At 74.9% G+C, this 24,008-nt stretch carries 24 protein-coding genes; 5 read left to right on the top strand and 19 right to left on the bottom strand.

The window, feature by feature from the left end:
• Nucleotides 1-27 precede the first annotated feature (27 nt).
• The 9 genes from AC3RJ9_RS00385 to ftsH are packed head-to-tail and all read right to left on the bottom strand — an operon-like array spanning nucleotide 28 to nucleotide 8,361.
• A complete protein-coding gene (locus tag AC3RJ9_RS00385; protein WP_061866861.1) occupies nucleotides 28-978 on the bottom strand; it encodes a Rossmann-like and DUF2520 domain-containing protein in 951 nt (316 codons plus the stop codon).
• Nucleotides 975-2,654 (bottom strand): PH domain-containing protein, encoded by a 1,680-nt coding sequence (locus AC3RJ9_RS00380; RefSeq protein WP_061866862.1) that lies wholly within the window; start codon nucleotides 2,652-2,654, stop codon nucleotides 975-977. Before AC3RJ9_RS00380 ends, AC3RJ9_RS00385 begins: the two co-directional genes overlap by 4 nt.
• Complete coding sequence (locus AC3RJ9_RS00375; protein ID WP_061866863.1) at nucleotides 2,651-3,163, bottom strand: PH domain-containing protein; 513 nt, start codon at nucleotides 3,161-3,163, stop codon at nucleotides 2,651-2,653. The genes AC3RJ9_RS00380 and AC3RJ9_RS00375 overlap by 4 nt, the downstream gene beginning before the upstream one ends.
• Nucleotides 3,144-3,677, bottom strand: coding sequence for a DUF3180 domain-containing protein (locus AC3RJ9_RS00370; protein ID WP_123244272.1), 534 nt, complete (start codon nucleotides 3,675-3,677; stop codon nucleotides 3,144-3,146). The genes AC3RJ9_RS00375 and AC3RJ9_RS00370 overlap by 20 nt, the downstream gene beginning before the upstream one ends.
• Nucleotides 3,674-4,318 carry a 2-amino-4-hydroxy-6-hydroxymethyldihydropteridine diphosphokinase gene (folK, locus tag AC3RJ9_RS00365; RefSeq protein WP_123244271.1) on the bottom strand — a complete coding sequence of 215 codons (645 nt, stop codon included), beginning with the start codon at nucleotides 4,316-4,318 and terminating at the stop codon, nucleotides 3,674-3,676. Before folK ends, AC3RJ9_RS00370 begins: the two co-directional genes overlap by 4 nt.
• Nucleotides 4,315-4,695: a dihydroneopterin aldolase gene (gene folB, locus AC3RJ9_RS00360; protein ID WP_044659875.1), complete on the bottom strand. Its 381-nt coding sequence runs from the start codon at nucleotides 4,693-4,695 to the stop codon at nucleotides 4,315-4,317. The genes folK and folB overlap by 4 nt, the downstream gene beginning before the upstream one ends.
• Nucleotides 4,692-5,606: a dihydropteroate synthase gene (gene folP, locus AC3RJ9_RS00355; RefSeq protein ID WP_095353930.1), complete on the bottom strand. Its 915-nt coding sequence runs from the start codon at nucleotides 5,604-5,606 to the stop codon at nucleotides 4,692-4,694. The genes folB and folP overlap by 4 nt, the downstream gene beginning before the upstream one ends.
• A gap of 26 nt (nucleotides 5,607-5,632) precedes the next feature.
• Entirely contained in the window at nucleotides 5,633-6,253 is a 621-nt protein-coding gene (folE, locus tag AC3RJ9_RS00350; RefSeq protein ID WP_020625291.1) for a GTP cyclohydrolase I FolE, read from the bottom strand.
• A 17-nt stretch (nucleotides 6,254-6,270) separates the two neighbouring features.
• Complete coding sequence (gene ftsH / locus AC3RJ9_RS00345) at nucleotides 6,271-8,361, bottom strand: ATP-dependent zinc metalloprotease FtsH (RefSeq protein ID WP_095353932.1); 2,091 nt, start codon at nucleotides 8,359-8,361, stop codon at nucleotides 6,271-6,273.
• Nucleotides 8,362-8,755: 394 nt separating this feature from the next.
• Here ftsH and AC3RJ9_RS00340 point away from each other — a divergent pair, with 394 nt between their 5' ends.
• Nucleotides 8,756-9,820, top strand: coding sequence for a type IV toxin-antitoxin system AbiEi family antitoxin domain-containing protein (locus tag AC3RJ9_RS00340; protein WP_123244270.1), 1,065 nt, complete (start codon nucleotides 8,756-8,758; stop codon nucleotides 9,818-9,820).
• 41 nt (nucleotides 9,821-9,861) lie between these two features.
• On the opposite strand, the gene hpt is transcribed toward AC3RJ9_RS00340, so the two are convergent.
• The 4 genes from hpt to AC3RJ9_RS00320 are packed head-to-tail and all read right to left on the bottom strand — an operon-like array spanning nucleotide 9,862 to nucleotide 14,331.
• Nucleotides 9,862-10,413 carry a hypoxanthine phosphoribosyltransferase gene (gene hpt, locus AC3RJ9_RS00335; protein ID WP_002858265.1) on the bottom strand — a complete coding sequence of 184 codons (552 nt, stop codon included), beginning with the start codon at nucleotides 10,411-10,413 and terminating at the stop codon, nucleotides 9,862-9,864.
• A 49-nt stretch (nucleotides 10,414-10,462) separates the two neighbouring features.
• Nucleotides 10,463-11,644 carry a tRNA lysidine(34) synthetase TilS gene (gene tilS, locus AC3RJ9_RS00330; RefSeq protein ID WP_123244269.1) on the bottom strand — a complete coding sequence of 394 codons (1,182 nt, stop codon included), beginning with the start codon at nucleotides 11,642-11,644 and terminating at the stop codon, nucleotides 10,463-10,465.
• The gene (locus AC3RJ9_RS00325) at nucleotides 11,631-12,863 is read right to left on the bottom strand and encodes a zinc-dependent metalloprotease (RefSeq protein ID WP_123244268.1); all 1,233 of its coding nucleotides are present in this window, start codon (nucleotides 12,861-12,863) and stop codon (nucleotides 11,631-11,633) included. The genes tilS and AC3RJ9_RS00325 overlap by 14 nt, the downstream gene beginning before the upstream one ends.
• 34 nt (nucleotides 12,864-12,897) lie before the next feature.
• Entirely contained in the window at nucleotides 12,898-14,331 is a 1,434-nt protein-coding gene (locus AC3RJ9_RS00320) for a D-alanyl-D-alanine carboxypeptidase/D-alanyl-D-alanine-endopeptidase (protein WP_123244267.1), read from the bottom strand.
• A 97-nt stretch (nucleotides 14,332-14,428) separates the two neighbouring features.
• On the opposite strand from AC3RJ9_RS00320, the gene AC3RJ9_RS00315 reads away from it, so the two are divergent.
• Both AC3RJ9_RS00315 and AC3RJ9_RS00310 read left to right on the top strand, forming a co-directional pair.
• Nucleotides 14,429-15,016 carry an inorganic diphosphatase gene (locus AC3RJ9_RS00315; RefSeq protein ID WP_123244266.1) on the top strand — a complete coding sequence of 196 codons (588 nt, stop codon included), beginning with the start codon at nucleotides 14,429-14,431 and terminating at the stop codon, nucleotides 15,014-15,016.
• Nucleotides 15,017-15,105: 89 nt separating this feature from the next.
• Nucleotides 15,106-15,735, top strand: coding sequence for a hypothetical protein (locus AC3RJ9_RS00310; protein ID WP_123244265.1), 630 nt, complete (start codon nucleotides 15,106-15,108; stop codon nucleotides 15,733-15,735).
• 27 nt (nucleotides 15,736-15,762) lie between these two features.
• On the opposite strand, the gene AC3RJ9_RS00305 is transcribed toward AC3RJ9_RS00310, so the two are convergent.
• Nucleotides 15,763-16,572 carry an HAD family hydrolase gene (locus AC3RJ9_RS00305; protein ID WP_044659867.1) on the bottom strand — a complete coding sequence of 270 codons (810 nt, stop codon included), beginning with the start codon at nucleotides 16,570-16,572 and terminating at the stop codon, nucleotides 15,763-15,765.
• A 125-nt stretch (nucleotides 16,573-16,697) separates the two neighbouring features.
• Nucleotides 16,698-17,981, bottom strand: a complete 1,284-nt coding sequence (serS, locus tag AC3RJ9_RS00300; protein ID WP_123244264.1) for a serine--tRNA ligase — start codon at nucleotides 17,979-17,981, stop codon at nucleotides 16,698-16,700.
• A gap of 43 nt (nucleotides 17,982-18,024) precedes the next feature.
• On the opposite strand from serS, the gene AC3RJ9_RS00295 reads away from it, so the two are divergent.
• Nucleotides 18,025-19,203 carry a diacylglycerol/lipid kinase family protein gene (locus AC3RJ9_RS00295; protein ID WP_123244263.1) on the top strand — a complete coding sequence of 393 codons (1,179 nt, stop codon included), beginning with the start codon at nucleotides 18,025-18,027 and terminating at the stop codon, nucleotides 19,201-19,203.
• A 279-nt stretch (nucleotides 19,204-19,482) separates the two neighbouring features.
• On the opposite strand, the gene pheA is transcribed toward AC3RJ9_RS00295, so the two are convergent.
• Both pheA and AC3RJ9_RS00285 read right to left on the bottom strand, forming a co-directional pair.
• Nucleotides 19,483-20,433: a prephenate dehydratase gene (pheA, locus tag AC3RJ9_RS00290; protein ID WP_095353943.1), complete on the bottom strand. Its 951-nt coding sequence runs from the start codon at nucleotides 20,431-20,433 to the stop codon at nucleotides 19,483-19,485.
• A complete protein-coding gene (locus AC3RJ9_RS00285; protein ID WP_010079684.1) occupies nucleotides 20,430-20,756 on the bottom strand; it encodes a rhodanese-like domain-containing protein in 327 nt (108 codons plus the stop codon). Before AC3RJ9_RS00285 ends, pheA begins: the two co-directional genes overlap by 4 nt.
• A gap of 83 nt (nucleotides 20,757-20,839) precedes the next feature.
• Between AC3RJ9_RS00285 and AC3RJ9_RS00280 the strand changes: the two genes are divergently transcribed.
• On the top strand, nucleotides 20,840-22,348 hold the full coding sequence (locus AC3RJ9_RS00280; RefSeq protein ID WP_061866746.1) for an amidase: 1,509 nt from the start codon (nucleotides 20,840-20,842) through the stop codon (nucleotides 22,346-22,348).
• A gap of 9 nt (nucleotides 22,349-22,357) precedes the next feature.
• Here AC3RJ9_RS00280 and AC3RJ9_RS00275 read toward each other — a convergent pair whose 3' ends face one another.
• Together AC3RJ9_RS00275 and AC3RJ9_RS00270 are read right to left on the bottom strand one after the other, a co-directional pair.
• The gene (locus tag AC3RJ9_RS00275; RefSeq protein ID WP_061866747.1) at nucleotides 22,358-22,927 is read right to left on the bottom strand and encodes a DUF4190 domain-containing protein; all 570 of its coding nucleotides are present in this window, start codon (nucleotides 22,925-22,927) and stop codon (nucleotides 22,358-22,360) included.
• A 42-nt stretch (nucleotides 22,928-22,969) separates the two neighbouring features.
• A complete protein-coding gene (locus AC3RJ9_RS00270; RefSeq protein ID WP_159833221.1) occupies nucleotides 22,970-23,977 on the bottom strand; it encodes an IS481 family transposase in 1,008 nt (335 codons plus the stop codon).
• Nucleotides 23,978-24,008 lie beyond the last annotated feature (31 nt).

The raw sequence follows: 24,008 nt of genomic DNA, 5'->3' as shown, positions 1-24,008 counted from the left end.
CGGGGGGCGGGGGCGGCGGGGGGTCGGTCAGTCGTCGTGGGGGTCGTCGGAGTCGTCGAGGACCTCTCGCAGCCGCGCCGCCGTGTCCGCGCGCAGGGTGCCGCGGGTCTCGGCGCGGTCGGTCGTCGCGCGGGCGAGGGTCTCCCACACGGCCCGCACGTCCGGGGGCAGTCCCCCGGCCTCGAGCTCCCCGAGGGTCTCACGGTGGGTCCGCAGCGTGTCGACGTCACCGCGGGCCACGGGGCCGGTGAGGGCGCCGTCGCCGTCCGTGAGCGCGTTCTCCAGCGCGGCGGTCATCAGTGAGCGCAGCACCCGCTCCGGGTCGGCCACCCCGATCGTCTCCAGGATCTGGCGGGCCTGCGCCGTCAGCGTCACCAGGTGGTTCGACCCGTGGGACAGCGCCAGGTGGTAGGCCGCCCGGTCGGCCTCCTTCACGACCACGGGCTCGCCGCCCATCTCCACCACGAGCGCCTGGGCCACGGGCAGCACCACGGGGTCCGCGGTCACGCCGAACACGCAGTCCTGCAGCCGGGCGACGTCGAGGCTCAGCCCCGTGAACGTCATGGCCGGGTGGATCGCCAGGGGGATCGCCCCGTGCGCGCGCACCGGCTCCATCACCCCCACCCCGTAGCGGCCGGAGGTGTGCACGAGCAGGTGGCCGGTCTGCACGTGGCCCGCGGCGGCCAGGCCGGCCACGAGCTCGCCCAGCGCGTCGTCCGGGACGGCGAAGACGACCATCTCGGAGCGGCGCAGGATCTCGGGGATCTCCAGGACGGGCACGCCCGGCAGGAGCATCTCCGCGCGGTCCCGCGAGGCCTCGGAGACGGCGTGCACGCCCGTGATCGTGTGGCCCGCAGCCCGCAGCGCCGAGCCCAGCACGGCCCCCACTCGACCCGCGCTCACCACGCCGACGCCCAGCCGCCCGGGCCGCTGCGCCGGGTCATGCGGGTCCAGGCTCAGGTCGAGTCCGCCGGTCATCGCTCCTCCTCGCCGCGCACGGCGGGGACGTCTGCCCCGCTCTCCTCCCCGACGACGACGCCGCCGCCGACGCCGGCCCGCGCCAGTTCGCGGCGGCCCACCTCGGTGGCCGCGACCTCGCGCGTGCGCTGCTCGAAGCGGGCCAGCTCCTCCGGGCGCATCCACTGGTCGCGGTCGGCGAGGCGACGTGAGACGGCCGCGTGCCGTGCCTCCCGGGCGTACAGGTCCACGGCCACGTCCTCGTCGAGGTCGCGGACCACGGCGTTCGCCCCCGCGACCCACACGCGCACCGTGGCCAGGCCCAGGCGCCGCTGCACCGGCCCCTGCACCAGCTCGGCCGCCTGCACGCGCTCGTGCTGGAGGGTCTGCAGCCGGCGGTTCAACCAGCCGCTGCGCACCACCAGCAGGGACCGCGTCGTCGTGAAGCCGATCCGCCGCCAGGCGAACCAGTTGAACCACCACCTGCCGCGCCGCGGCACGTGCTGGAAGCCCCCCTCCGTGCCGGAGCCGTGCACGCCCAGGTGCATGAGCCCCGCGGGGGTCAGCCCCTGCGCGGCGCGCGGATCATCCTCCAGGCCCGGGTCCGGGGCCACGACCGTGAGGACGCGGAGCACGTCCTCCCACGGACCGACGGGCAGCGCCACGTCCCGGGTGCCGTCGGACTCCTGCAGGTAGCCGGCCACCGCCATGGTCACCCGATACCAGCCGAAGGGCCGCCAGAACAGAGGCTGGGAGACGGTCACCCCCTGCACCCGCCCCGGCGGGACGGTCTGGTGGGTGGTCTCGGTGAGCCCGTGCCGCAGTCGCAGCCCGTCGGTGGAGCGGCGCACCTGGAAGCCCCAGCCGGCGTTCAACCGGGACCACGCGACGCCGGCCACGGAGAACAGGGCGGGCAGGGACGCAGCCGCGCCGATCCCGGTCAGGGTCTCCCCCTCGTCCAGCACCGCCTCGGGCAGCAGCGCGACCACGAGGGCGAGGCCGGCCAGCCAGATCAGGGACCCGGCCAGCACCCCCAGCACGCCTCCGGAGAGCAGGACGGAGCCGAGGAGCCGCCCCGCGGGCACCTGCAGCATGAGTTCGCCGGCGTCCGCGGCGTCGGCGTCGGGGAGGCCGGGCTCGGCCGCCCGCTCCGGCGCGGACGCGTCCGCCCCGGCTCCCCCGAGCATCCCCGACGCGCGGTCCAGGATCTCCCGGCGCACCGCTTCGGCCTCGGCGCGGCGCAGGAAGGACAGCTCGAGCGCGGACTCGCCGCCGTCGGCCGCCTCGACCTTCACTGTGGCCAGCCCGAGCAGCCGGGCCACGAGGGGGTGCTGCAGGTCCACCGCCTGGATGCGGTCGTAGCGCATCTGCCGGCGGCTGCGGAAGAGCCAGCCCTGGCGCAGCTCGATCCGGTCCTCCCCGCAGCGGAACCGGGTGAACCACCAGGAGAAGAAGAACACGAGGCTGATCAGCAGGGTGACCCCCAGCAGGATGCCGCCGGCCACGAGCAGGCTGCCGTCGCCGCCGCCCGGGGCGTCCTCCCCGCTGAGCCGGCCCGCCGCGAAGTCCTCCACCGCGTTGCGGCCCGCGAAGAACAGGATCAGCAGCAGGAAGGTCCAGCCCCGCACCCAGGGCGAGGCGGGGTGGACGCGGACCCAGCCGGCGTCGTCGGCGGGGGGCGGGGCGGCCGCGCTCACAGGCCCGCCAGCCGCGCCTGGCCGCGCGCCATGAGGACTTCGCGCAGCTCCTCGGCCCTCTCGCGGGGCACGCCCTCCAGGGTGACGTCCCCGCCCGCGGCGGCGGTCTTCAGGGTGAGGGTCTGCAGCCCGACCCGGCGCAGCAGCGGACCGTCCGACACGTCCACGTACTGCAGGCGGCCGTACGGCACCGCGTGCACGCTGCGGAACAGGATGCCCTCGCGCCACAGGACGTCGTCCTCGCGCTCGGCCCAGCCCATCGCGCGCACGCGCCGCGGGATCAGGATCAGGTCCACGATCCAGGACACGACGACGACGGCCGGCAGCCCCCACGCGACCCACGCGGCCATCCCCGCCCACGGGCCGGTGAGCTTGAGGATCAGCGGCACGGAGAACGCGGCGAGCCAGATCAGGTGGCCGATGGACGTGGCGATGAGATTCACCGTGGTCAGCCGCGGCGAGGCCGGCGTGAAGGCCACGCCGCTCAGGTCAATGCCGGGCACGGGCATACCCTCCTTCGGTCTCGGGACGGGCCGGTCGGCCGCGGCCCGGGGACCCATCCTGCCCACGGCCGCCCTCGGGCGCATCCTCCTCAGGGGGGATCCGGCACCACCGTTCGACGATCAGCCCCACCACCAGCAGGACGAGACCGCCGGCGGCCTGCAGGGCGGCCTCCCGCACGGTCGGCGCCCCGACGCCGGCCCGCAGCAGCACCTGCACCGCCACACCGGCGTGCCAGCCGCCGAGGGCCGCTCCCGCGAAGCCGGAGGCCTGGCCGAGCACGAGCGTGCGGGCCGCGGCGAGCGGGTCCATCCGCGCGGCGGCGGGCTTCTCCCGGTCCCGGCGCACCCGCCAGCCCAGCCCGATGCACAGCACGGAGACCGCGGCCACGGTGATCAGGCCGCCGCGACCCACCACGGGCGCCGGCCAGCCCAGGGACGGCGCGGCGAGCCCGGCCAGCCAGCCGAGCACGGCGGCCGCCAGCACCACGAGCAGGGTCCACCCGGAGCGCAGCGCGATCACGTGTCCTCCCTCCCGAGGGCGTCCGGGCATGCCGGGCGGAGCGGGACGACGTCGTCGGTGCCGGCCAGCAGCCGGTGCCGCTCGGGCTCCTGGCGGCGCACCCCGGGGGCGTCCGCGGCGACGGCGGCGAGGTCGGCGACGGGCGTGCCGGCGAGCGTGGCGTCCGCGTCGAGCCACAGCCACGGCAGCAGCACGAAGGCCCGCTCGGCCGCGCGGGGGTGCGGCAGGGTGAGGTCCGGGTGGTCGCTGCGCACGTCCCCGTAGGCGATCACGTCCACGTCCAGGGTGCGCGCGCCCCAGCGAACCTCACGCCGCCGATGGTGGTCCTGCTCGAGCCGGTGCGCCACCGCGAGCAGCTCCCACGGCGCGAGGTCCGTGCGCAGGGTGACCACCTGGTTGAGGTAGTCGGGTTGGCCCGGCGGCCCGCCCACGGGCGCGGTGACGGCCCGGGGCGAAGCCCGGACGTCCGTGATGTGCGGCAGCGCGGACAGGGCGGCGACGGCGGCGTCGAGCGTCTGCGCGGGCTCGCGCAGGTTGGCGCCGAGGGCCAGCACGGCCGCGACGGGCGCGTCCGGGCGGGCGCCCAGCTCGGGGACGGGCGCGGGGCCCTCGGCCGGGTGCGTCCAGTCGACGGTGCTCACGCGAGATCCTCCCGGGTGCGGTGCACGGTGACGGCGGCGTCCGCGAAGTCGTGCGGGATGGGCGCCTGCGGCTTGTGCACGGTGACCTCGACGGCGGTCACCACGGGCTGCTCGGCGAGGACGGCGCGGGCGATCCGGTCGGCGAGGGTCTCGATCAGGTCCACCGGCTCCCCGGTGACCAGGCGGACCACCGTGTCCGCGACCTCGGCGTAGTTGGCGGTGCGGGCGAGGTCGTCGCCGGCCGCGGCGGGGCCGGCGTCGAGGTGGAGGACGACGTCCGTGACGAACGGCTGCCCGTCCCGGCGCTCGTGGTCGAAGACCCCGTGGTGCCCGACGGCGGACAGCCCGGCCAGGCGGATGCGGTCCCGGGCGCTCACGGCAGCACGTCCTCGGAGACGGGCTCACCCGGGGCATGCGCCCCGACCCAGGCGGCGGCGGTGCGGACGGCGTCGGCGCTGGCGCGCACGTCGTGCACGCGCACGCCCCACGCGCCCTGGGCGGCGGCGAGGGCGGAGATGGCCGCGGTGGCGGCGTCGCGCGCGGCGGGCGGGGCCGGGGTGCCGTCGTCGTCCGCCAGCAGCGTGCCCAGGAACCGCTTGCGCGAGGCGGCGACGAGCACCGGGTGGCCCATGGCGCGGAGCCACTCGAGGCCGCGCAGCAGCTCCCAGTTCTGCTCGCCGGCCTTCGCGAAGCCCAGGCCCGGGTCGACGATCAGCTGCGCGGGCTCGACGCCCGCGGCGAGGAAGCGGCCGGCCACGTCCCGCAGCTCGCACACGACGTCCGGGACGGTGTCCTCGTAGACGGCCAGCCCGTCCATGGTCTGCGGGTTCCCGCGGTTGTGCATGAGGATGTACGGCGCGCCCGACGTGGCGATCAGCGCCGGCATATCCGGCTCGTGGGCGAGGCCGGAGACGTCGTTGACGATCACCGGCCCCAGCGCCAGGGCAGCCCGGGCGGTGGCGGTGTGGCGCGTGTCCACGGAGAGGACGACGTCCTCGGCCAGCAGCGCCTCGATCACGGGCAGGATGCGCTCCTGCTCCTCGGCCGGCGGCACGGCGCGGGCCCCGGGGCGGGTGGACTCCCCGCCCACGTCCACGATGTCCGCGCCGTCCGCGACCATGCGCCGGGCGTGCTCGACGGCCGCGCGGACGGTGGCGTGCTCCCCGCCGTCCGAGAACGAGTCAGGGGTGACGTTGAGGATGCCCATGACCAGGGTCCGGTCCGCGGGCAGCCGCCCCAGCAGGGCGCGGTTCGCCTCCCGCGCCGCCGCGTCGATGCTCTCGTCCACGTGTCCTCCTCCGCCGTCGGTGGTCCTCAGCCGTGCATGATGAGGCTCATCGCCTCCGAGCGCGTGGACGGATCCCGCAGCTGGCCGCGCACCGCCGAGGTGACGGTCTTCGCGCCCGGCTTGCGCACGCCGCGCATGGACATGCACATGTGCTCGGCCTCCACCACCACGATCGCCCCGCGCGGGGCCAGGTGCTCCATGAGCGCCTCCACCACCTGCGTGGTCAGCCGCTCCTGCACCTGCGGACGCCGCGCGTACAGCTCCACGAGACGGGCCAGCTTGGACAGCCCCGTCACGCGGCCCTCGGCGGAGGGTATGTAGCCGATGTGCGCGGTGCCGTGGAACGGCACCAGGTGGTGCTCGCAGGTCGAGTAGAACGGGATGTCCTTCACCAGCACGAGCTCCTCGTGCGCGATGTCGAACGTGGTGCCGAGCACCTGGTCCGGGCTCTGGTGCAGGCCCGCGAAGAACTCCGCGTACGCCTTGGCCACCCGCGCCGGGGTGTCCGCCAGGCCCTCGCGGTCCGGGTCCTCACCGATCGCCAGCAGGATCTCCCGCACCGCCGCCTCGATGCGCGGCCGGTCCACCGCGGTCGAGTCCGGGTCGAACGTGCCGGGGACGGCGTCGTCGGGGGTGTGGGCTGTCATGCGGGCCTCCTGCGCGGTCAAAAGGTCGGTCCCTCGCCGGGGCCCGGCGTGTTGCTCGGACCGCCGTGCGGCGGCAGGCCGGGGCCGGCCGCGTCCCCGCCCAGCGACGACGGCGGCGCACCCTCCGGACGCACCGGCACCGTGGTGCCCTCGACGCCGACGGGGGTCTGCTCCCCGCCGTCGTGGCGCGAGCGGCGCTCGGAGGGGGAGAGGACCGGCGGGATGTCCTGCGGGAGCCGGTCGTCCGAGGCCAGCCACACGCCGCGCTCGGGCCGCTTGCGCACGTCCGCGAAGATGGCGGCGATGGCCTCCTGGGTCAGCGTCTCCTTCTCCAGCAGCTCGTAGGCCAGCCGGTCCAGGACGTCCCGGTTCTCCGTGAGCACCCAGTGGGCCTCGGCGTGGGCCTGGTCCAGCAGGGTGCGGACCTCGGCGTCCACCAGGTACGCGAGCTCCTCGGAGTACTCACGGGAGGAGCCGCCGGCGGCGCCGCCCACGAAGGGCTCGGAGCTGCCGCCGCCGAGCTTGACCGCGCCCACCTTGGCGGACATGCCGTACTCGGTGACCATCTTGCGGGCCGTGTCCGTGGCCTTCTGGATGTCGTTCGCGGCGCCCGTGGACGGGTCCTTGAACACGATCTCCTCCGCCACGCGCCCGCCCATCGCGTACGCGAGCTGGTCCAGGAGCTCGTTGCGGGTGACGGAGTACTTGTCGTCCTCCGGGACCACCATCGTGTAGCCCAGGGCGCGGCCGCGGGGCAGGATCGTGATCTTGGTGACCGGGGCGGAGTTGCGCAGCCCGGCCGCCACGAGCGCGTGGCCGCCCTCGTGGTAGGCGGTGACCTTGCGCTCGTGCTCGTTCATCAGGCGGGTGCGCTTCTGCGGGCCGGCCATCACGCGGTCCACGGCCTCGTCCAGGGCGTGGTTGTCGATCACGTTGTTGTTCGAGCGCGCCGTGAGCAGCGCGGCCTCGTTGATCACGTTGGCCAGGTCCGCACCCGTGTAGCCGGGGGTGCGCTTGGCCAGGGAGCGCAGGTCCACGTCCAGGGCGATCGGCTTGCCCTGCGCGTGCACCTCGAGGATCTTGGCGCGGCCCTCGAGGTCCGGGGCGTCCACGGGGATCTGGCGGTCGAAGCGGCCCGGGCGCAGCAGCGCCGGGTCCAGGACGTCCGGGCGGTTGGTCGCGGCGATCATGATGACGTTCGTGGAGGCGTCGAAGCCGTCCATCTCCACGAGCATCTGGTTCAGGGTCTGCTCGCGCTCGTCGTTGCCGCCGCCGATGCCTGCGCCGCGGTGCCGGCCGACGGCGTCGATCTCGTCCACGAAGATGATGGCGGGGGCGTTGGACTTGGCCTGCTCGAAGAGGTCGCGCACGCGCGAGGCGCCGACGCCCACGAACATCTCCACGAAGTCCGAGCCGGAGATCGAGTAGAACGGCACGCCGGCCTCACCGGCCACGGCCTTGGCCAGGAGGGTCTTGCCCGTGCCGGGCGGGCCGTAGAGCAGCACGCCCTTGGGGATCTTGGCGCCCACCGCGCGGAAGCGGTCCGGCACGGTGAGGAACTCCTTGATCTCCTGGAGCTCCTCCACGGCCTCGTCCGCGCCCGCGACGTCCTTGAACAGCACGTCCGGGTTGTCCTTGTTGATCAGCTTGGCGCGGGACTTGCCGAACTGCATGACCTTGCCGCCGCCGCCCTGCATGCGGGACATCAGGAACCAGAACAGCAGTGCGATGAGCAGGAACGGGACCATGAAGCCGAGCAGCGAGAGGAACCAGTTGCTCCGCACCGGCTCGTCCGTGTAGCCGTCCAGGGCCGAGTCGTCCACCGCGGTGACCACGTCCGTGGCGCGCGCGCTGGCGAAGTAGAAGTAGACCTCCTTGCCGAGGTCCCGGTCGTCCTGCTTGTAGGGCTCACGCAGGGTGAGGTCCACGCGCTGGTCCCCGTCCACCACGCGGGCCTGCGCGGCCTTGTCGTCCTTCAGCAGGGCCATGCCCACGTTGGTGTCCACCATGGTGCGGCCGCTCTGCGACGTGGTCAGCGGGATCGCGACGGCGAGGACCAGCAGGCCCAGCAGGATCCAGACGTAGGGCTTGTTGAACAGCTTCTTCACGGTCCGAGTGTCTCCTGGTCTGCCGCGGGGGCCGGGCTGCCCGGGGCGGCCGCCGTGCGGCCGGGGACGGCGCAGGGCCGACGTCGCGCCCGGGTCAAGCCCCCACGGTACCGGCCCGGCCCGGGTGTCCGCTGACTGTTCGCGTCAGGTGGACAGGGCGCGGGCGGTCGGCCGGCGCCGACGTCGGCCAGCGCCGTCTTGACGCCCACCGGGAATGCGAGAGGTCGGAATGGCGCGTGGATGGCGCCTCGGAGCGACCGCTCGCGTGACAGGTCGCCGGCGCTGCGGTCGCGCCCCTGTGTCCCCTCCTGCACAGGCCCCCGCGCACCCGAAATCCTCCCCGGGCCGGCGGCGGCCCAGCACATCGCCCGCCCCACCGCGCCAGGCTGGCACCATGCGTCGCCCCGCCCCGCTTCCCGCGGCCTTGCCTGACGGTCCCTTCACCGCCGCGCAGGCGAGGGCCGCCGGCATCGACCGCAACCGGCTGCGTCGCTCCGACATCGAACGCCTCGCCCGGGGCCTCTACCGCCGGCGTGAGGCCACCCCGGCCGCCGTCGAACGCCCCGTGGCCGGCTCCTCCCCCTACCGGTGGAGCACCCCGCTCTCGGCCACCCAACACGAGCTCCTGCTGCGACTCGCCCGGCACCGCGCCACCACGGTGGTGTCGCACCAGACCGCGGCCCGCGCCCGGGAGATCTGGCTGCCGGAGCGACTGGACGCGGGGGACGACGTCCACGTGAGCCGCCCGCGAGACCGTGGCCAGCTCTCCCTCCCCGGCGTCACCTCCCACCGAACAGCGCTCCCGCCCGCGGACGTGGAGCGCGTGCGGATCGGCGGCCTGGCCTGGTACGTCACCGCCCCGCCCCGTCTCTGGGTCGACCTCTCGGCCCTGCTCGACGACGACGAGCTCGTCATCCTCGGCGACCATCTCGTCCGCCGGGCGCAGCTGTCCGGCGGCCCGGACGCCGCCGAGCGGACCCGGGCGGCCCTGGCCCAGGCGGCCGAAGCGAGCCCGTCCGCGCACAACCGACGACGACGGCTCCGCACCACCGCCACACTGGTCCGGGTGGGGGCGCACTCGCCGAAGGAGACGCGGCTGCGGCTCGCGCTGAGGGCCGCCGGGCTCCCCGAGCCCGCACTGCAGCTCGAGGTCTGGGACCCGGAGTTCTCCCTGCACCACCCCGCGACGGCGGACCTGGGCTATCGGCAGGCGAGAGTGGCCCTGCACTACGACGGCGGCCACCACGGCGCGGATCGCCAGATCGACCGCGACGTGCAGCGCAACGCGGCCTTCGAGCGACGGGGCTACCGGAACATCACCGTGTCCTCCTCCGACGCTCGCCGCGGATTCACGCGCGTGATCGTGGAGGTGCGCCGTCACCTCGGGGACGCCGGCGACCTGTCACGCAAGGAGTCGGAATGGGGCGTGAATGGCACCTCAGAGCGACCGCTCACGTGACAGGTCGCTGCTGCGGCGGCCACGCCGGGCCGGGCCCCCGGTCAGCTGTACACGTGCGGGGCGAGGGTGCCCACGAAGTCCAGGTTGCGGTACTTCTCCGCGTAGTCCAGGCCGTAGCCCACCACGAACTCGTTGGGGATGTCCCGCCCGACGTACTTCACGTCGATGTCCACCTTCATGGCCTCCGGCTTGCGCAGCAGGGTGCAGATCTCGACCGAGGCCGGGCCGCGGGACTCCAGGTTGGCCTTGAGCCAGGACAGGGTCAGGCCGGAGTCGATGATGTCCTCGACGATCAGGACGTGCCGGCCCGTGAGGTCCGCGTCGAGGTCCTTGAGGATGCGCACCACGCCGGAGGACTTGGTGCCGGAGCCGTAGGAGGAGACCGCCATGAAGTCCAGCTCCACGTGGGAGTGCAGGGCGCGGGTGAGGTCGGCGACCACCATCACGGCGCCCTTGAGCACGGCGACGATGAGCAGGTCCTTGTCCGCGTAGTCGCGGTCGATCTGGCGGGCCAGGTCCGTGATCGTGTCCTGCACGTCCTCGCGGGACATGAGGACGTGGGTGAGGTCGTTCTGGACATCCTGTGCGTCCATGCGCCGCTCCTGGTGAGTGCTCGTGCGGGAATGCCGGGCCGGGCCGCAGTCAGGGACCGGGCAGGCAGGGGATGAGGTCCAGTCTGGCACACGCCCGATGCGCGGCCACCCCGCCGGGCAGCTCCACCGGACCGGCCGACGTGCCCCCCGCGCGGGCGCCCGTCACGAGGGCGTCCACCGCGAGGATCCGTTCGCGGGGCGGGGCCTGCCCTCCCGCGGCGCGGGCGGCGCGCGCGATCACGCGGTGGCGCACGGCGGCGGGCAGCGCGGCCAGGGCGTCCAGATCCAGGGAGACGACGCGCGGGTCCCGGGCGGGCGGGTCGACGCGCAGCCGGGTGACCTCGGCGCCGGCCCATGCCTCGAGGGCCGCGGCGTCCTCGGCCGCGATGGCCGCGGTGCGCACCAGCCCGGCCCGCACGCCGGGGCCGAGGCCGGCGTCGGGGTCCTCGAGCGCGGGCAGCACGCGGGTGCGGACCCGCGAACGCAGCAGCGCGGGATCGCGGTTGTGCGGGTCCTCGAACCAGGTCAGCCCGGCCCAGCGGCAGATCGTCTCGGTGTCCGCGCGGGTCAGGCCCAGCAGGGGGCGGACGACGGCGGCCCCGCCCGGCAGCGTCCCGCGCGCCGGGATCCCCGCGAGGGACCGCGTGCCGGAGCCGCGTGCGAGCCCGAGGAGGACCTGTTCGGCCTGATCGTCGGCGGTGTGGGCGGTGAGGACGACGGCGGCGCCCCCCTGCCCCGCGTCCCGGGCGGCGGCGGCGAGGGCCTCCCGGCGGGCACGCCGGGCGTCGGCCTCGGGGCCGTCGCCGGTGCGGGCCACCTCGACCCGCGTGACGGTGACCGGGGTCAGACCGAGGATGCGGGCGACGTCGGCGGCGGCCGCCGCCACGGTGTCGCTGCCCGACTGCAGCCCGTGGTCCACCACGGCCGCGCCGATCGGGCCGAGCCGCGCACCCTCCCGGGTGCCCACGAGGACGGCGCAGGCCACGGCGAGCGCGAGGGAGTCGGCGCCACCGGAGAGGGCGACGAGGCCGCGGGGACGACTCCCCGCCCGGCCCGGCACGGCATCCGCGCGACGGGTCCCGTCGCCCGCCAGGGCCTCCCGCACCGCCGCGACGGCCCGGTGCAGGGGCTCGGGCCAGCGGGTGCGCGGCGGCCACGCGCCGACCGCGGGCACGCCGCCGACCCCGCCCACCGGCGTCGGCCCCGGGTCCCGCGCCTCAGGCCTGGGCACGGATGCGCGCCACCCACGTCTCGGGGGCGTGGAGCTCGGCCTCGCTCGGCAGCAGCTCGGGGGCGTCCCAGACCACGTTGAACCCGGCCATGCCGAGCTCGGCCACGGCGGCGGCCACGAACCTCTGACCGTCGCGATACTGGGCCATCTTGGCGTCCATGCCCAGCAGACGGCGGAGCATGCGGTCCAGGGGCGAGCGGCGGTCGCCGCGCTCGTCGAAGCGGCGGCGGATGGTCTTGACGGAGGACACGACGGAGGAGTCGACGCCGTCCATCACCACGTTCGCGTGCCCCTCGAGCAGGGACATCACGGCCGTCAGCCGGGACAGGCGCTCCCGGTCCTCCTCGTCCTGGATCGCACCGAGCAGGCCCGGCGCGGGGCGGGCCGGGGCCACGTCCTGCGCGTCGTGTCCGTCCCGCGCCCCAGTCCGGCCGGCGTCGGCCTCCCGACCCAGCGGGTTCGCCGCCGCGAGCGCGGTGCGCAGGCGCTCGGGCAGGGACTCGGCCTTGTCGAACAGGCCGACGGTGAGCGCCGTGATCTCGGCCCGCAGGTGCTCGCGCAGCCAGGGCGCGGCCGCGAACTGCACGCGGTGGGTCTGCTCATGCAGGCACACCCAGAGGCGGAAGTCCGCCGGGTCCACGTTGATCTCCGCGCGCACCTGCGCGACGTTCGGGGCCACGAGCAGCAGGCGTCCGCCGGCGGGGCCGCCCGCCGTCCCCCCGGGGCCGGGCAGCGCGATGAACGGGTCGTACTGGCCGAGGATCCTCCCGGACATCCAGGCGAGGATCCCGCCCATCTCCAGGGCGGTGGCGTGCCGGGTGACGCGGGTGGTGGCGGCGGCGTGCTCGCGGGGCCGGGTGTCCCGCAGATGCGCGAACGTGGGGTCCAGCAGGGTGGCGAAGGACTGGGTGGCGGCGCGCGACCAGGTGGGGCGGTCCACCACGAGCACCTGCGAGTCGCGCAGGTCCCGTGCCGCCTCGAGCCCGGTCAGGCGGTGGACGTGCGGCACGGCGGCCTCCGCGGCGGCGCGCAGGCCCTCCGCCTCGCGCGTCGCCTCCCGCGGCGTGAACCGGGGCCCGGCGGCGGCGAGGGACCGTGCGGTCCGTGCTGCGAAGGCCCAGTCCACCGGGTGGGCGACGGCGGGGCCCGGCTCGGCGGTGGCGCCCGGCTCGGCGTCCGCGGCGGTGCGGGGGCGGTCGGTCGCGTGGTCGTCGCTCATGGGCTCCATCAGATCACAGGCCCCGAACCTCGGATCAGAGCCCGGCGACGGCGCTGACGGCCTCGTCGACCGCCGCGCGCGCGGGCTCCAGCTTCCACTGCAGATCCGAGCAGATGATGCTGAACGCGAGGACCCGCCCGGACGTCGTGGTGACGGTGCCGGTGAGGGAGACCGTCTGGTCGAGCGTGCCGGTCTTCGCGGCCACGGCCTGCCGCGCGGGGGCATCCGGGAACCGGTCGCCCAGGGTGGAGTCCTCGCCGGGCCGCGGCAGGCCCTCCAGCACGGTGCCCAGGGCGGGTGTGCGGGCCACCCCGGCCACGACGCCGGCCAGCTGGCCCGCGCTGACGCGGTTGTCCGGGGACAGGCCCGAGGAGTCCACGAGCGCCATCCCGGCGGTGTCCACGCCGAGGTCCTCGGCGGTGGCCGTCAGCAGCCGCGTGGCGCCCTCGTGGGTGGCCGGCAGGTCCGTGGCGGGCGCGGCCGTGTGGGCCAGGGCCTCGACCACCTGGTTCTCCGAGTGGGCCAGCAGGTACGCGACCTGCTCCCCCACGGACGCGGACTCCACCGCCGCGACGGGGGCGGCGGCGAGGACCGTGGCGCGCGGCACCTCGGTGGCCGGGAACGTGTCCCGCAGGCCCACCTCGAGGTCGGCGCCGGAGGCGGCCACCGCGTCGTCGAGCGCGGCCTGGAAGGTGAGCGCGGCGAACTGCGCCGGGGCCTCGATGCGGTCCTCCCCGGTGCCGGGGGCCTCACGGCCGCCGTAGGTGGCCAACGGCTGCACCGGCGCGATGTTGCCGCTCTCCGGGATGTCCGACGTCCAGCGCGGGTTCAGGGCCGTCCGGTCCGTGAAGAGCCGCAGGTCCGTGCTGACCACCACCCGCCCGGTGACGCCGTCCTCGACCAGCCCGGCCACGGTCCGCTCCGCGAGGGTGCGCAGGCCCGCGCGGCCGGAGACGTGCGTCGAGTCCGAGGCGCCCGTGCCCAGCAGCACGTCGCCGCCGCCCACGAGCACCAGCTCGGTGGCCGCGCCGTCCGCGGTGGGCTGGGCCACCACGGTGGTCTGCAGGGTCGTCTCAGGACCCAGGGCGGAGACGATGGCCGCGGCGGCGAGCACCTTGAGCGAGGACGCGGGGGCCACGGGCTCGTCCGCGTCCCGCGCGTAGAGCACCTCGCCGGTGGCGAGGTCGCGGAACTCGGCGGAGACCGTGCCCGGGGACGTCGCCAGCCCCGGCTCGACGGCGGCCGCCACCTCGGCCGCGGTGGGGCCGGCGGACGGGGACGTCGACGTCGGCGCGGCGGTCGTCGACGCGGCGGGCGCGCTCGACGGGGCCGGCGGCGCGGTCACGGGCCCGCAGGCGACCAGGACGGCCGCGAGCGCGGCCAGGAGGACGGCGGGGAGCGAGCGGCTCCGGCGGTGTTCCGTGCGTCGATCCCGACGCCCAGCGCGCCCCGTGTCCACCTGTCCCATGCGTCCATCATGACGGACGCCCCCGGTAGGCTGACGGCAGCACCGCCGGGCGGCGCCGCGCCGCCCGGACACCCCACCCTCTGTGCGAAGGAGAGTCATGGCGCACGACGTCACCATCGAGATCCCCGCGGGCTCCCGCGTGAAGTACGAGTTCGACCACGAGACCGGCCGCCTGCGCCTGGACCGCGTGCTCTTCACCTCCATGCAGTACCCCACGCACTACGGCTACTTCGAGAACACCCTCGGCGAGGACGGCGACCCGCTGGACGCCCTCGTGTACCTGCCGGGCTTCGACCTGGTGCCGGGCTGCGTCGTCGAGGCCCGCCCGATCGGCGTGTTCAACATGACCGACGACGGCGGCGGCGACGCCAAGCTGCTGTGCGTCCCGGCGGACAAGCGCTACGACCACATCACCGAGCTCGAGCACGTGGAGGAGTCCCTCAAGCAGGAGATCGAGCACTTCTTCACCCGCTACAAGGACCTGGAGCCGGGCAAGTGGGTCAAGGCCGAGGGCTGGGAGGGCCGCGCGGCCGCCGAGGCCGAGCTCGAGGCGTCCATCCAGCGCTTCGACGCCCAGGGCGAGGAGTCCCCGACCGACGAGCCCCAGGGCCGCGCGGTGGACACCGAGGAGGCGCAGCCGGCCACCGAGGAGGGCGAGGCGACGGACGAGCCCCAGGGCCGCTGATCCCCGCACCGCCCACGCGCGCGACGCCGGCCGCTCACCCCTCGGGGTGGGCGGCCGGCGTCGTCTGCGGGCTGGCAGAATCGACCACCATGTTCGTGCTCACCATCAACCAGCGGGACACCCTCGACGCCGGCGACCGCGTGGACACGTTCCTGCGCGCCCTCCAGGACGTGCCGGGGCTGGACGACGCCGTCGTGCTCCCGTTCCAGCGCGCCGTGGGCGACGAGCTGATCGGCGCCGTCGAGGACCCGCGCGTCGCCGTGGACGTGGCGCTGCGCGCCCTGCGGCAGCGCCGCTGGAACGTGGGGGTCGGCGTCGGGACGGTGACGCACGCGGACGGTGCGGCGGGCGCGCCCGCCTCCGGGGACCTGCACGACGCCGGCGGGCCCGGTCTCGCGGCGGCGCGGCGGGCCGTGGAGGCGGCGACCGTGTCCACCGCGCGGATCCCGTTGGCCGTGCGCGGCCGCGACGAGGAGGCGGCCGCCGAGGCCGAGGCCGTGCTGCGACTCGTCGGGCAGCTCGTGTGGTCCCGGACCGACGCCGAGTGGGCGGTGCTGGACCTGCTAGTGCCCGGCGTGCGCGGCCAGCAGAAGCCGGCGGCCGCCGCGCTCGGGATCACGGCGCAGGCCGTCTCGCAGGCGGTGCAGCGCTCCTACTGGAACGAGGAGCACGCCTGCCGCCCCGCCGCCGCGCGGCTGCTCACGCTGGCGGGGGGCTGACCCGGCGGCCCGGGCCGGTCGCGCCGCTCAGGCCGCGGCCGGCTCCTCGAGGAGCGAGCGCAGCACCGTGGCGAGCCCGTGCTCGTCCACGTGCCCGGTGACCTCGTCCGCGGCGGCCACGACCTCCTCCACGGCCTGGCCCATGGCCACGCCGCGGCCGGCCCAGCGCAGCATCTCGATGTCGTTGCGGCCGTCGCCCACGGCCACGGTGTCCTCGGGGGCCACCTTCAGCACGGTGCGCAGCGCCTCGAGCCCGGAGGCCTTGGTCACGCCCGCCGCGGCGACGTCGAGCCACGCCGTCCAGCCCACGGAGTAGGTCACGCCGGACAGGCCGATGCCCTCCACCGCGCGACCGAACTCCTCGGCGGAGGAGTCCGTGGAGAACACCACGAGGCGCACGGCCGTGGTGTCCATGAGCTCCTCGAACGTGACGCCCTCCGCGGCCACGCCGAAGGACATGTCCTGGAACCGCTCGGTGGAGCGGAAGGTGCCGTCCGGCAGCTCGAGCGCGTACTTGGCGCTGGGCAGGCGGTGGCGCAGCTGGGTCAGGACCGAGCGCGGGTCGAAGGTGCGCAGGTCCGTGACCTCGTAGCCCTCCTCCAGCTCGGGGTCCAGGCGCAGCGTGACGCCGCCGTTGGAGCACACCATGAAGCCGGCGCCGATCCCCAGGGAGCGGGCCACGGGCAGGGTGGCCGCGCGGGAGCGGCCCGTCGCGATGACCACGTGGTGCCCGGCGTCCAGCACGGCCCGCACGGCCGCGCGCACGGGCTCATGCAGATGGCCGTCATGGTCCACGATCGTTCCGTCCACGTCCAGGCACACGAGCTTCTTCGTCATGACCTCCACCCAACCACACGGCCCGGACACGACGGCGACGCGCGGGTGAACCGCAGGGGCGCCGCAGGGGCGCCGCGGGGCGGGCGGGCGAGGCGACCGGCGCCGCGGGGGACGACGTCGTCCGTTCAGACCAGCTCGAAGCGCTCCATCCCGCCGAGGTAGGGACGCAGCGCGGCGGGCACGGTGACCGAGCCGTCCGCGTTCTGGTGGTTCTCCAGGATCGCCACGATCCAGCGGGTGGTGGCCAGGGTGCCGTTGAGCGTGGCCACCATGCGGGTGCCGCCCTTGGAACCGTCCTCCGTGCGGACCCGCTCGCGGATGTTGAGACGGCGGGCCTGGAACGTGGTGCAGTTCGAGGTGGACGTCAGCTCGCGATAGGTGCCCTGCGTGGGGACCCAGGCCTCGCAGTCGAACTTGCGGGCGGCGGAGAGGCCGAGGTCGCCGGCGGCGATGTCGATCACGCGGTACGGCACCTCGATGGCGCCCAGCATCCGCTCCTCCCACGCCAGCAGGCGCTCGTGCTCCGCCTCCGCGTCCTCCTGTGCGGCGTAGATGAACATCTCCAGCTTGTTGAACTGGTGCACGCGGATGATGCCGCGGGTGTCCTTGCCCGCCGAGCCCGCCTCACGCCGGTAGCACGTGGACCAGCCCGCGTACCGGACGGGGGCGCTCACGTCCATGATCTCGTCCGCGTGGTAGCCGGCCAGGGCCACCTCGGAGGTGCCCACGAGATACAGGTCGTCGCGCTCCAGACGGTAGATCTCGTCGTCGTGCTCGACGTCGAAGCCGGTGCCCTGCATGGTCTCCGGGCGCACCAGGGTGGGCGGGATGACCGGCACGAAGCCGTTCTCCAGGGCCAGGTCCAGGCCCAGCTGCATCAGGGCGAGCTCGAGACGCGCGCCCACGCCCTTGAGGAAGCTGAACCGGGCGCCGGACACCTTCGCGCCGCGCTCCATGTCGATCGCCCCGAGCAGCTCGCCGAGCTCGAGGTGGTCGCGCGGCTCGAAGCCCTCGGCGGCGAAGTCGCGCGGGGTGCCGACCTCCTTGAGGACCACGAAGTCGTCCTCGCCGCCGGCCGGGACGCCGTCGACGATCAGGTTCGGGAAGGCACGCTGCAGCTCCGCGAGGCGGGCCTCGGCCGCGCCGGCGGCCGACTCGGCCTCCTTCACGCGCGCGGCCAGGTCCTTCACCTCGGCCAGCAGGGCCTTCTTCTCCTCGCCCTTCGCCTGGGCGACGCGCTTGCCGAAGGCCTTCTGCTCCGCGCGCAGCTGCTCGAAGCCCGCGATGGACGAGCGGCGGGACGCGTCCGCCTCGACCACGCGGTCCACGAGGGACGCGTCCTCCCCGCGCGCCTCCTGGGAGACGCGGTACTTCTCGGGCTGCTCGATGAGGTCCTTGACGTCGATCACGTGCGCCAGCCTAGCGGGCGGGGCCGACGCCTAGACTCGGGGCATGACTCCCGAGTGGTGGATGGCGCTGGCCGCCCTGGTGCTCCTGGCCGTGCTGGCCGTCGTCGTGGTGGTGCTGGCGGTGCGCCAGGTCCGCCTCGGCGTGCAGCACCAACGGACGCGTCTCCTGGTGGACGCCCTCGACGCGCGGGTGGGCGGCGTGCAGCGCCGGCTGGAGGAGGTGCCCGGCATCGGCACGGGCCGCCACGAGGTCGCGCTGGTACTGAACCCCATCAAGACGCACGCGGACCGGGTGCGGCGCGAGCTCGAGCGGCTCGCGGAGGCGGAGGGCCTCGGCGAGGTGCTCGTGCTCGAGACGCAGGAGGACGACCCCGGCACCGCCATGGCGCGGCAGGCCCTCGACGCCGGCGCCCGGCTCGTGATCGCCGCGGGCGGCGACGGCACGGTCCGCACCGTGGCCGAGCAGCTGGCCGGCACCGACGTCGCCCTCGGCGTGGTGCCGCTGGGCACCGGGAACCTGCTGGCCCGCAACCTGGACCTGCCGATCAACGACGTCGAGCAGTGCCTGCGGATCGCCGTGGGGGGCCGGCAGCGACGCATCGACACCGTGGACGTCCGCTTCACGCACGAGGACGGGCGCGTCACCCGGCAGACCTTCACCGTGATCGGTGGCGCCGGCTACGACGCGGACATCATGGGCGACACCAAGGATGAGCTGAAGGATCTGGCCGGCTGGCTGGCCTACAGCGAGGCCGGCATACGGCACCTGCGCGGCAAGCGGCACGAGGTGACCGTGGCCCTCGACGGCGGTCAGCCCCGCCGGTTCAAGGTGCGCACCGTGATGGTGGCCAACTGCGGGATGCTCACGGGCGGCGTCGAGCTGCTGCCCCAGGCCAAGCTCGACGACGGCCTCCTCGACGTCATGGTCCTCTCGCCCCGGCACGCGCTCGACTGGGCGCGGATCGCCGTGAAGACCGTGACCCGGTCCCGCAGCTCCATCCCCGTGATGCACACGGAGCAGGCGCAGCGCGTGAAGGTGGAGTTCGCCGAGCCGATGCCCTCCCAGCTCGACGGCGACGCCACCGGGGTCATCACCGCCCTCGACGCCCGCGTGCAGCCGGACTCGCTCGTCGTGATGCTCGTGGCCGAGGACGACGCCTCCGTGCGCGACGACGGCGTCTCCGCCGCCGCCCCCGTCCCGGAGCCGGCCCCGCACATCTGACCCCCCGTCCCCGCTTTCGTTCGGGAAACGGCGGCTTCCCCACCGTTTTCGTTCGGGAAACGGCGGCTTCCCCAGCACTTTCGTTCGGGAAACGGGCGCCGGGGCGACGCGCGGACGGGAAGCACGACGACGGCCCGTCGTCGTGGTGATCGTCCCGTTTCGGCAACGAAAGTCTCTCGGGGCCGCCGTTTCCCGAACGAAGGTGACCCTGGGGCCGCCGTTTCCCGAACGAAAGTGACCCTGGGCCGGCCGTTTCCCGAACGAAAGTGCTGCACCGCCTCAGCGGGAGCGGAGGGACTCCACCCAGGCGCGGCCGGAGCGATACGCGGCGTCGGTGAACTCGGCCGGCACCCTCGTGGGCACGGGCTCGGCCTGCGCGTACGAGCCCAGGAACCGCAGGTCGGGGTACTCCCGGTACAGGGCCGCGAGCGCATCCCCCACGCGGGCCTCCGCCAGGTGCCCCTCGAGGTCGAGGGAGAAGAAGTACCGCCCGATGCCCTCGCCGGTCGGCCGGGACTCGATGCGGGAGAGGTTCACCCCGCGCGTGGTGAACTCGGCCAGGATCTGCCCGAGGGCGCCGGGCCGGTCCTCCGGCAGCGGCACCACCAGCGTGGTCTTGTCCGCTCCCGTGGGCGCGGGCAGGGCCGTCGGCCGGGAGAGCAGCACAAAGCGCGTCACGGCGCCCGGCACGTCCTCGATCCGCTCGGCGAGCACCGGCAGCCCGGTCTGCTCGGCCACGAGCGGGGCGCACACGGCGGCGTCGAAGTCGCCCTGGGCCACGAGGCCGGCACCGGCCGCCGTCGACGGGGCGGGCGTGAACTCCACGCCCGGCAGCGCCGTCTCGGCCCAGCCGCGCACCTGCGCCCAGGCGTGGGGGTGCGTGGTCACGCGCCGCACGTCCTCGATCGCGACGCCGGGCCGGCCCACGAGCACGAAGCTGATGGGCACGTGCACCTCCGCGAGGATCTGCAGCGTCTCCCCGAGGGCGATCTCGTCCACGGTGGCGGAGACGCCGCCCTCCACCGAGTTCTCGATGGGCACGACGGCGCGGTCCACCTCCCCCCTGCGCAGCGCCGCCACGGCGCTCAGCACGGAGCCCGCAGACACGAACTCGGCCTCGGCCGGGTCCACCACCTTGCGCAGGGCGGCCTCGGTGAAGGTGCCGGCCGGGCCGAGGAAGGCATAGCGCAGGCGCGACGGCGTCGCGTCAGCGGAGTCCGTCCCCGTCACTTGACGGTGGGCTCGGCGTCGCCGTCGGCCTCCATCGGCTTGCCGGCCTCGAGCCACGCGCCGGAGCCGCCGGCCACGTTGATGGCCGAGTAGCCGCGGCCGGTCATGAACTCGGCGGCGCGGGCGGAGCGGCCGCCGGTGCGGCAGATCAGGTAGTAGTCCGTGTCCGGGTCCAGCTCCTCGAGCCGGTCCGGCAGCTGGCCCAGCGGGATGTGCTGGGCGCCGGCGGCGCGGCCCAGGGCCCACTCGTCGTCCTCGCGGACGTCCAGGATGGCCGCATCGGCGGGGATCTCGTTCACATCGACGGTCTCGAAGGCGCTCATGGCTTCAGCGTAGCCACCCGCCCGGGCATCCCAGGAAGGCCCCGCCGTCCATGACCCGGGCCACGCCCGTTAGGCTCGGCCGCATGCAGACCTCCGACGCCGCACCCGCCGCCGACGACGACCGCACCCCCTCCGCCCCCGGCCCGGCCCGGCTCCTGGACCGCTCGGCCGTGCGCCTGCGGGAGGACCTCGCCGCCGGGGAGCTGAGCGCCCGGGAGGTCACGGAGGCGGCCCTCGCCGCGGCCCAGGCCCACGCGGACCTCGGCGCGTTCGCCCTCCTCGACGCCGAGGGCGCCCGGACCCGTGCGGCCGAGCTGGACGCGGCCCACCCGCGCGTCGCACCCCGGGCCGTGCCCGGTCCGCACACCTCCCCCGCCCCGGACGACGACGGCGCCCCCGCCTCCCTGCACGGTCTTCCGCTGGCGTACAAGGACCTGATCGACGTGCGCGGGATGCCCACGCGATTCGGCTCCGCCCTGCTGGCCGACGCGCCGCCGTCCGCGCAGGACGACCCGCTCGCGCTCCGCCTGCGCGGGGCCGGCACCGTCACCCTCGGCAAGACGACCGTGCCCGAGTTCGGCCTGGACTCCTACTCGGAGAACCTCGTGACGGCGCCGGCCCGCAACCCCCTGGACCCCACCCGCACCGCGGGCGGCTCCTCGGGCGGGGCCGCGGCCGCCGTCGCCGCGGGGATCCTCCCGTTCGCCCCGGGCTCGGACGGGGGCGGGTCCATCCGCATCCCCGCCGCGGCGTGCGGGCTCGTGGGCCTCAAGCCCGGTCGCGGGGAGCTGCCGATGGACGAGCACGCGGACACGGTCCGCAACCTCACGGTGTCGGGCCCGCTGGCCCACACGGTCGAGGACGCCGCCCTGCTCTACGACGTGCTGCTCTCCCCCGAGGGTCTGCCCGGCCGGGTGCTGCCGGACCTGCGCCGCACCGTGGAGACCGCCCGGGCCGGGGGCGCCGTCGACGCCCGCCGGATCGGCGTCACCACGGCCTCGCCCTTCGCCTCCAACCTCGAGATCTCCCTGGCCCGGCCCGCCGTCACCGCCCTGACGAAGGCCGCCGCCGCCCTGGACGCGGGCGGCCACGCGGTCGAGGACCTCTCCCCCTACTACGGCGAGGACTACCACCGGGACTTCCGCACGGTGTGGACGGCCGGGCTGCTCCGGGCGCCGCTGCCGGAGGACGCCGAGGCGCGCGTGGGCGCGGTGGCCGCGCACTTCCTGCGCACGGCCCGGGCCGCAGGGCGCGCCGAGCTCGACGACGCCGCCCACCGGCTCGAGGAGTGGGCGCGCGGGGTGCGGGCGCAGTTCGCCGCCGTCGACGTGGTGATGACCCCGGTGCTGGCCACCGCGCCCCCGCCGGTCGGCCACTTCCTGGCGATGGAGCCCGAGGCCAACTACGAGGCGCAGTGCGCGTTCACGCCCTACACCTCGATGGTCAACGTGCTCGGCCTGCCCGCGGTCGCGGTGCCCGTGCTCCGGGACGAGCGGGGCCTGAACTGGTCCGTCCAGCTCATCGGCCGGCCCGGCACGTCCGCGCCCCTGCTCGCCCTGGCCGCGCACCTCGAGCTGCTGCTGGCCGGCTGAGCCGGCCGGTCAGGTCGAGGTGTAGTCGCCCAGGGAGATCCCGGCGATCACCAGGATCACGAGGAACACGACGGCGAGCAGCAGCAGGGCGAGGGACACGTAGTTCATCACGAGGCCGGCGATCGCCATGCCGCGGCCGTGGGGCTCGCGCTTGAGGCCGATGTGGCCGAGGACCACGCCCACGATCGGCGGGAGGAGGAACGTGAACCCGCCCACCACGGAGATGATGCCGAGGATCATGGAGGCCACCGAGCGGCCGACGCCGTCGGTCTGGCCGGGCTGCAGCGGGGCTCCGAAGCCGTGGCCGGGCGTGCCCTGCCCGTAGCCGTAGGCGGGGACGGTGTTCGCGTCCTGGCCGTAGCCGTACGGCTGCCCGTAGGCGGGGCGGGTCTGCCCCTCCTGCTCGGCGTACGAGGGGGCCCGGTCCCAGGCGGCGCGGTCGGCGTCGCCGGCCGGGGCGTCGGGCCAGCCGGCGGCGGAGGAGCCGGTGCCGGAGGAGCCCGCACCGGCCTCGGACCCGTACCAGCTCGGCCGGGTGGCCTCACGGCGCGGGTCGTGGGAGGCGTGGGGGTCGGTCATGACGGTCCTTCCGGTTCGGGGCGTCGCGGTCCGGTGCCGAGTCTAGGTGTAGGAGGGCATGACGTTGTTGACTCGGGCCGGTGCCAACGAGGCCGGAGGAGCGTCTCCGCAGGAGGTATGAGGCCGATGGTAGTTGTAGTGGTTCACCCACACCGCCAGGGCCTCACGCCGAGCTTGCTCTGAGGAGTACGGGCGGGCGTAGAGGACCTCATCGACCATCAGCCGGTTGTACCGCTCGACCTTCCCGTTATGGCGCGGGGTGTAGGGGCGGATCCGGTGATGCCGGCCCCCGAGCGAGACCACCTTCGCGGTGAAGTCCGCAGCCCGATAGTTGTTCCCGTTGTCCGTGATCACCCGGTCCACGGTGATGCCGTGGGCGGCGAAGAACGCCCGCGCCCGGCAGTAGAAGCTCACGGTCGTGGCCGCCCGCTCGTCCTCCAACGCCTCGGTGTAGGCCAGGCGGGTGTACCCGTCGATCGCCGAGTGCAGGTAGGTGTAGCCGACCCGCCGGCCAGGCCCGCGCTTGGAAGCACGGCCTGCTTCACTTTCACGTCCGTGGGTGCGCCAGCCGCCCCCGTCTGGGATCTTCCCGATCTTCTTCACATCCAGGTGCACCATGTGCCCCGGCCCTCTCGCGGTGATCTTCTGGGGTCGTTGGCGCAGGTCTTCTCCGGCCGGGGTCAGGTCCCGTAGGCGGGAGATCCCGAGTCGGTGCAGCCACCGTCCCACGGTACGAAGACACACCCGGTGGCCCTCGGAGACGAGGTGGTGATGGATGCGCCGTGCGGACCACTTGCGCTCCCGCCGCAGGGCGTGGATCTGGGCGACCAAGACCGGATCGAGCTGGGCAGGTGAACGGTGCGGCCGGCTGGGCAGGTCCTGAAGGCCGGCTTCTCCCTGGGCGCGGTAGCGGGCGACCCAAGTGGCCACCGTGGGCCGGCTCACCCGGAACTCGGCGGCCACGTGCGCCTGCGGGATCCCGTCGTGCAGGTGGCGGTGGACCATCCTGAGACGGCCGGTCGGGGTCAGGGGTGCGTTAGCGTGAGTCATGAGTGGGTCTTCTCGGGCAGGTCGGTGGTGT

It is taken from the genome of Micrococcus sp. 63XJN7_6_ISO-PGPR-S23-444 (assembly GCF_058072765.1).
This window is presented reverse-complemented; position numbering and strand designations above follow the sequence as displayed.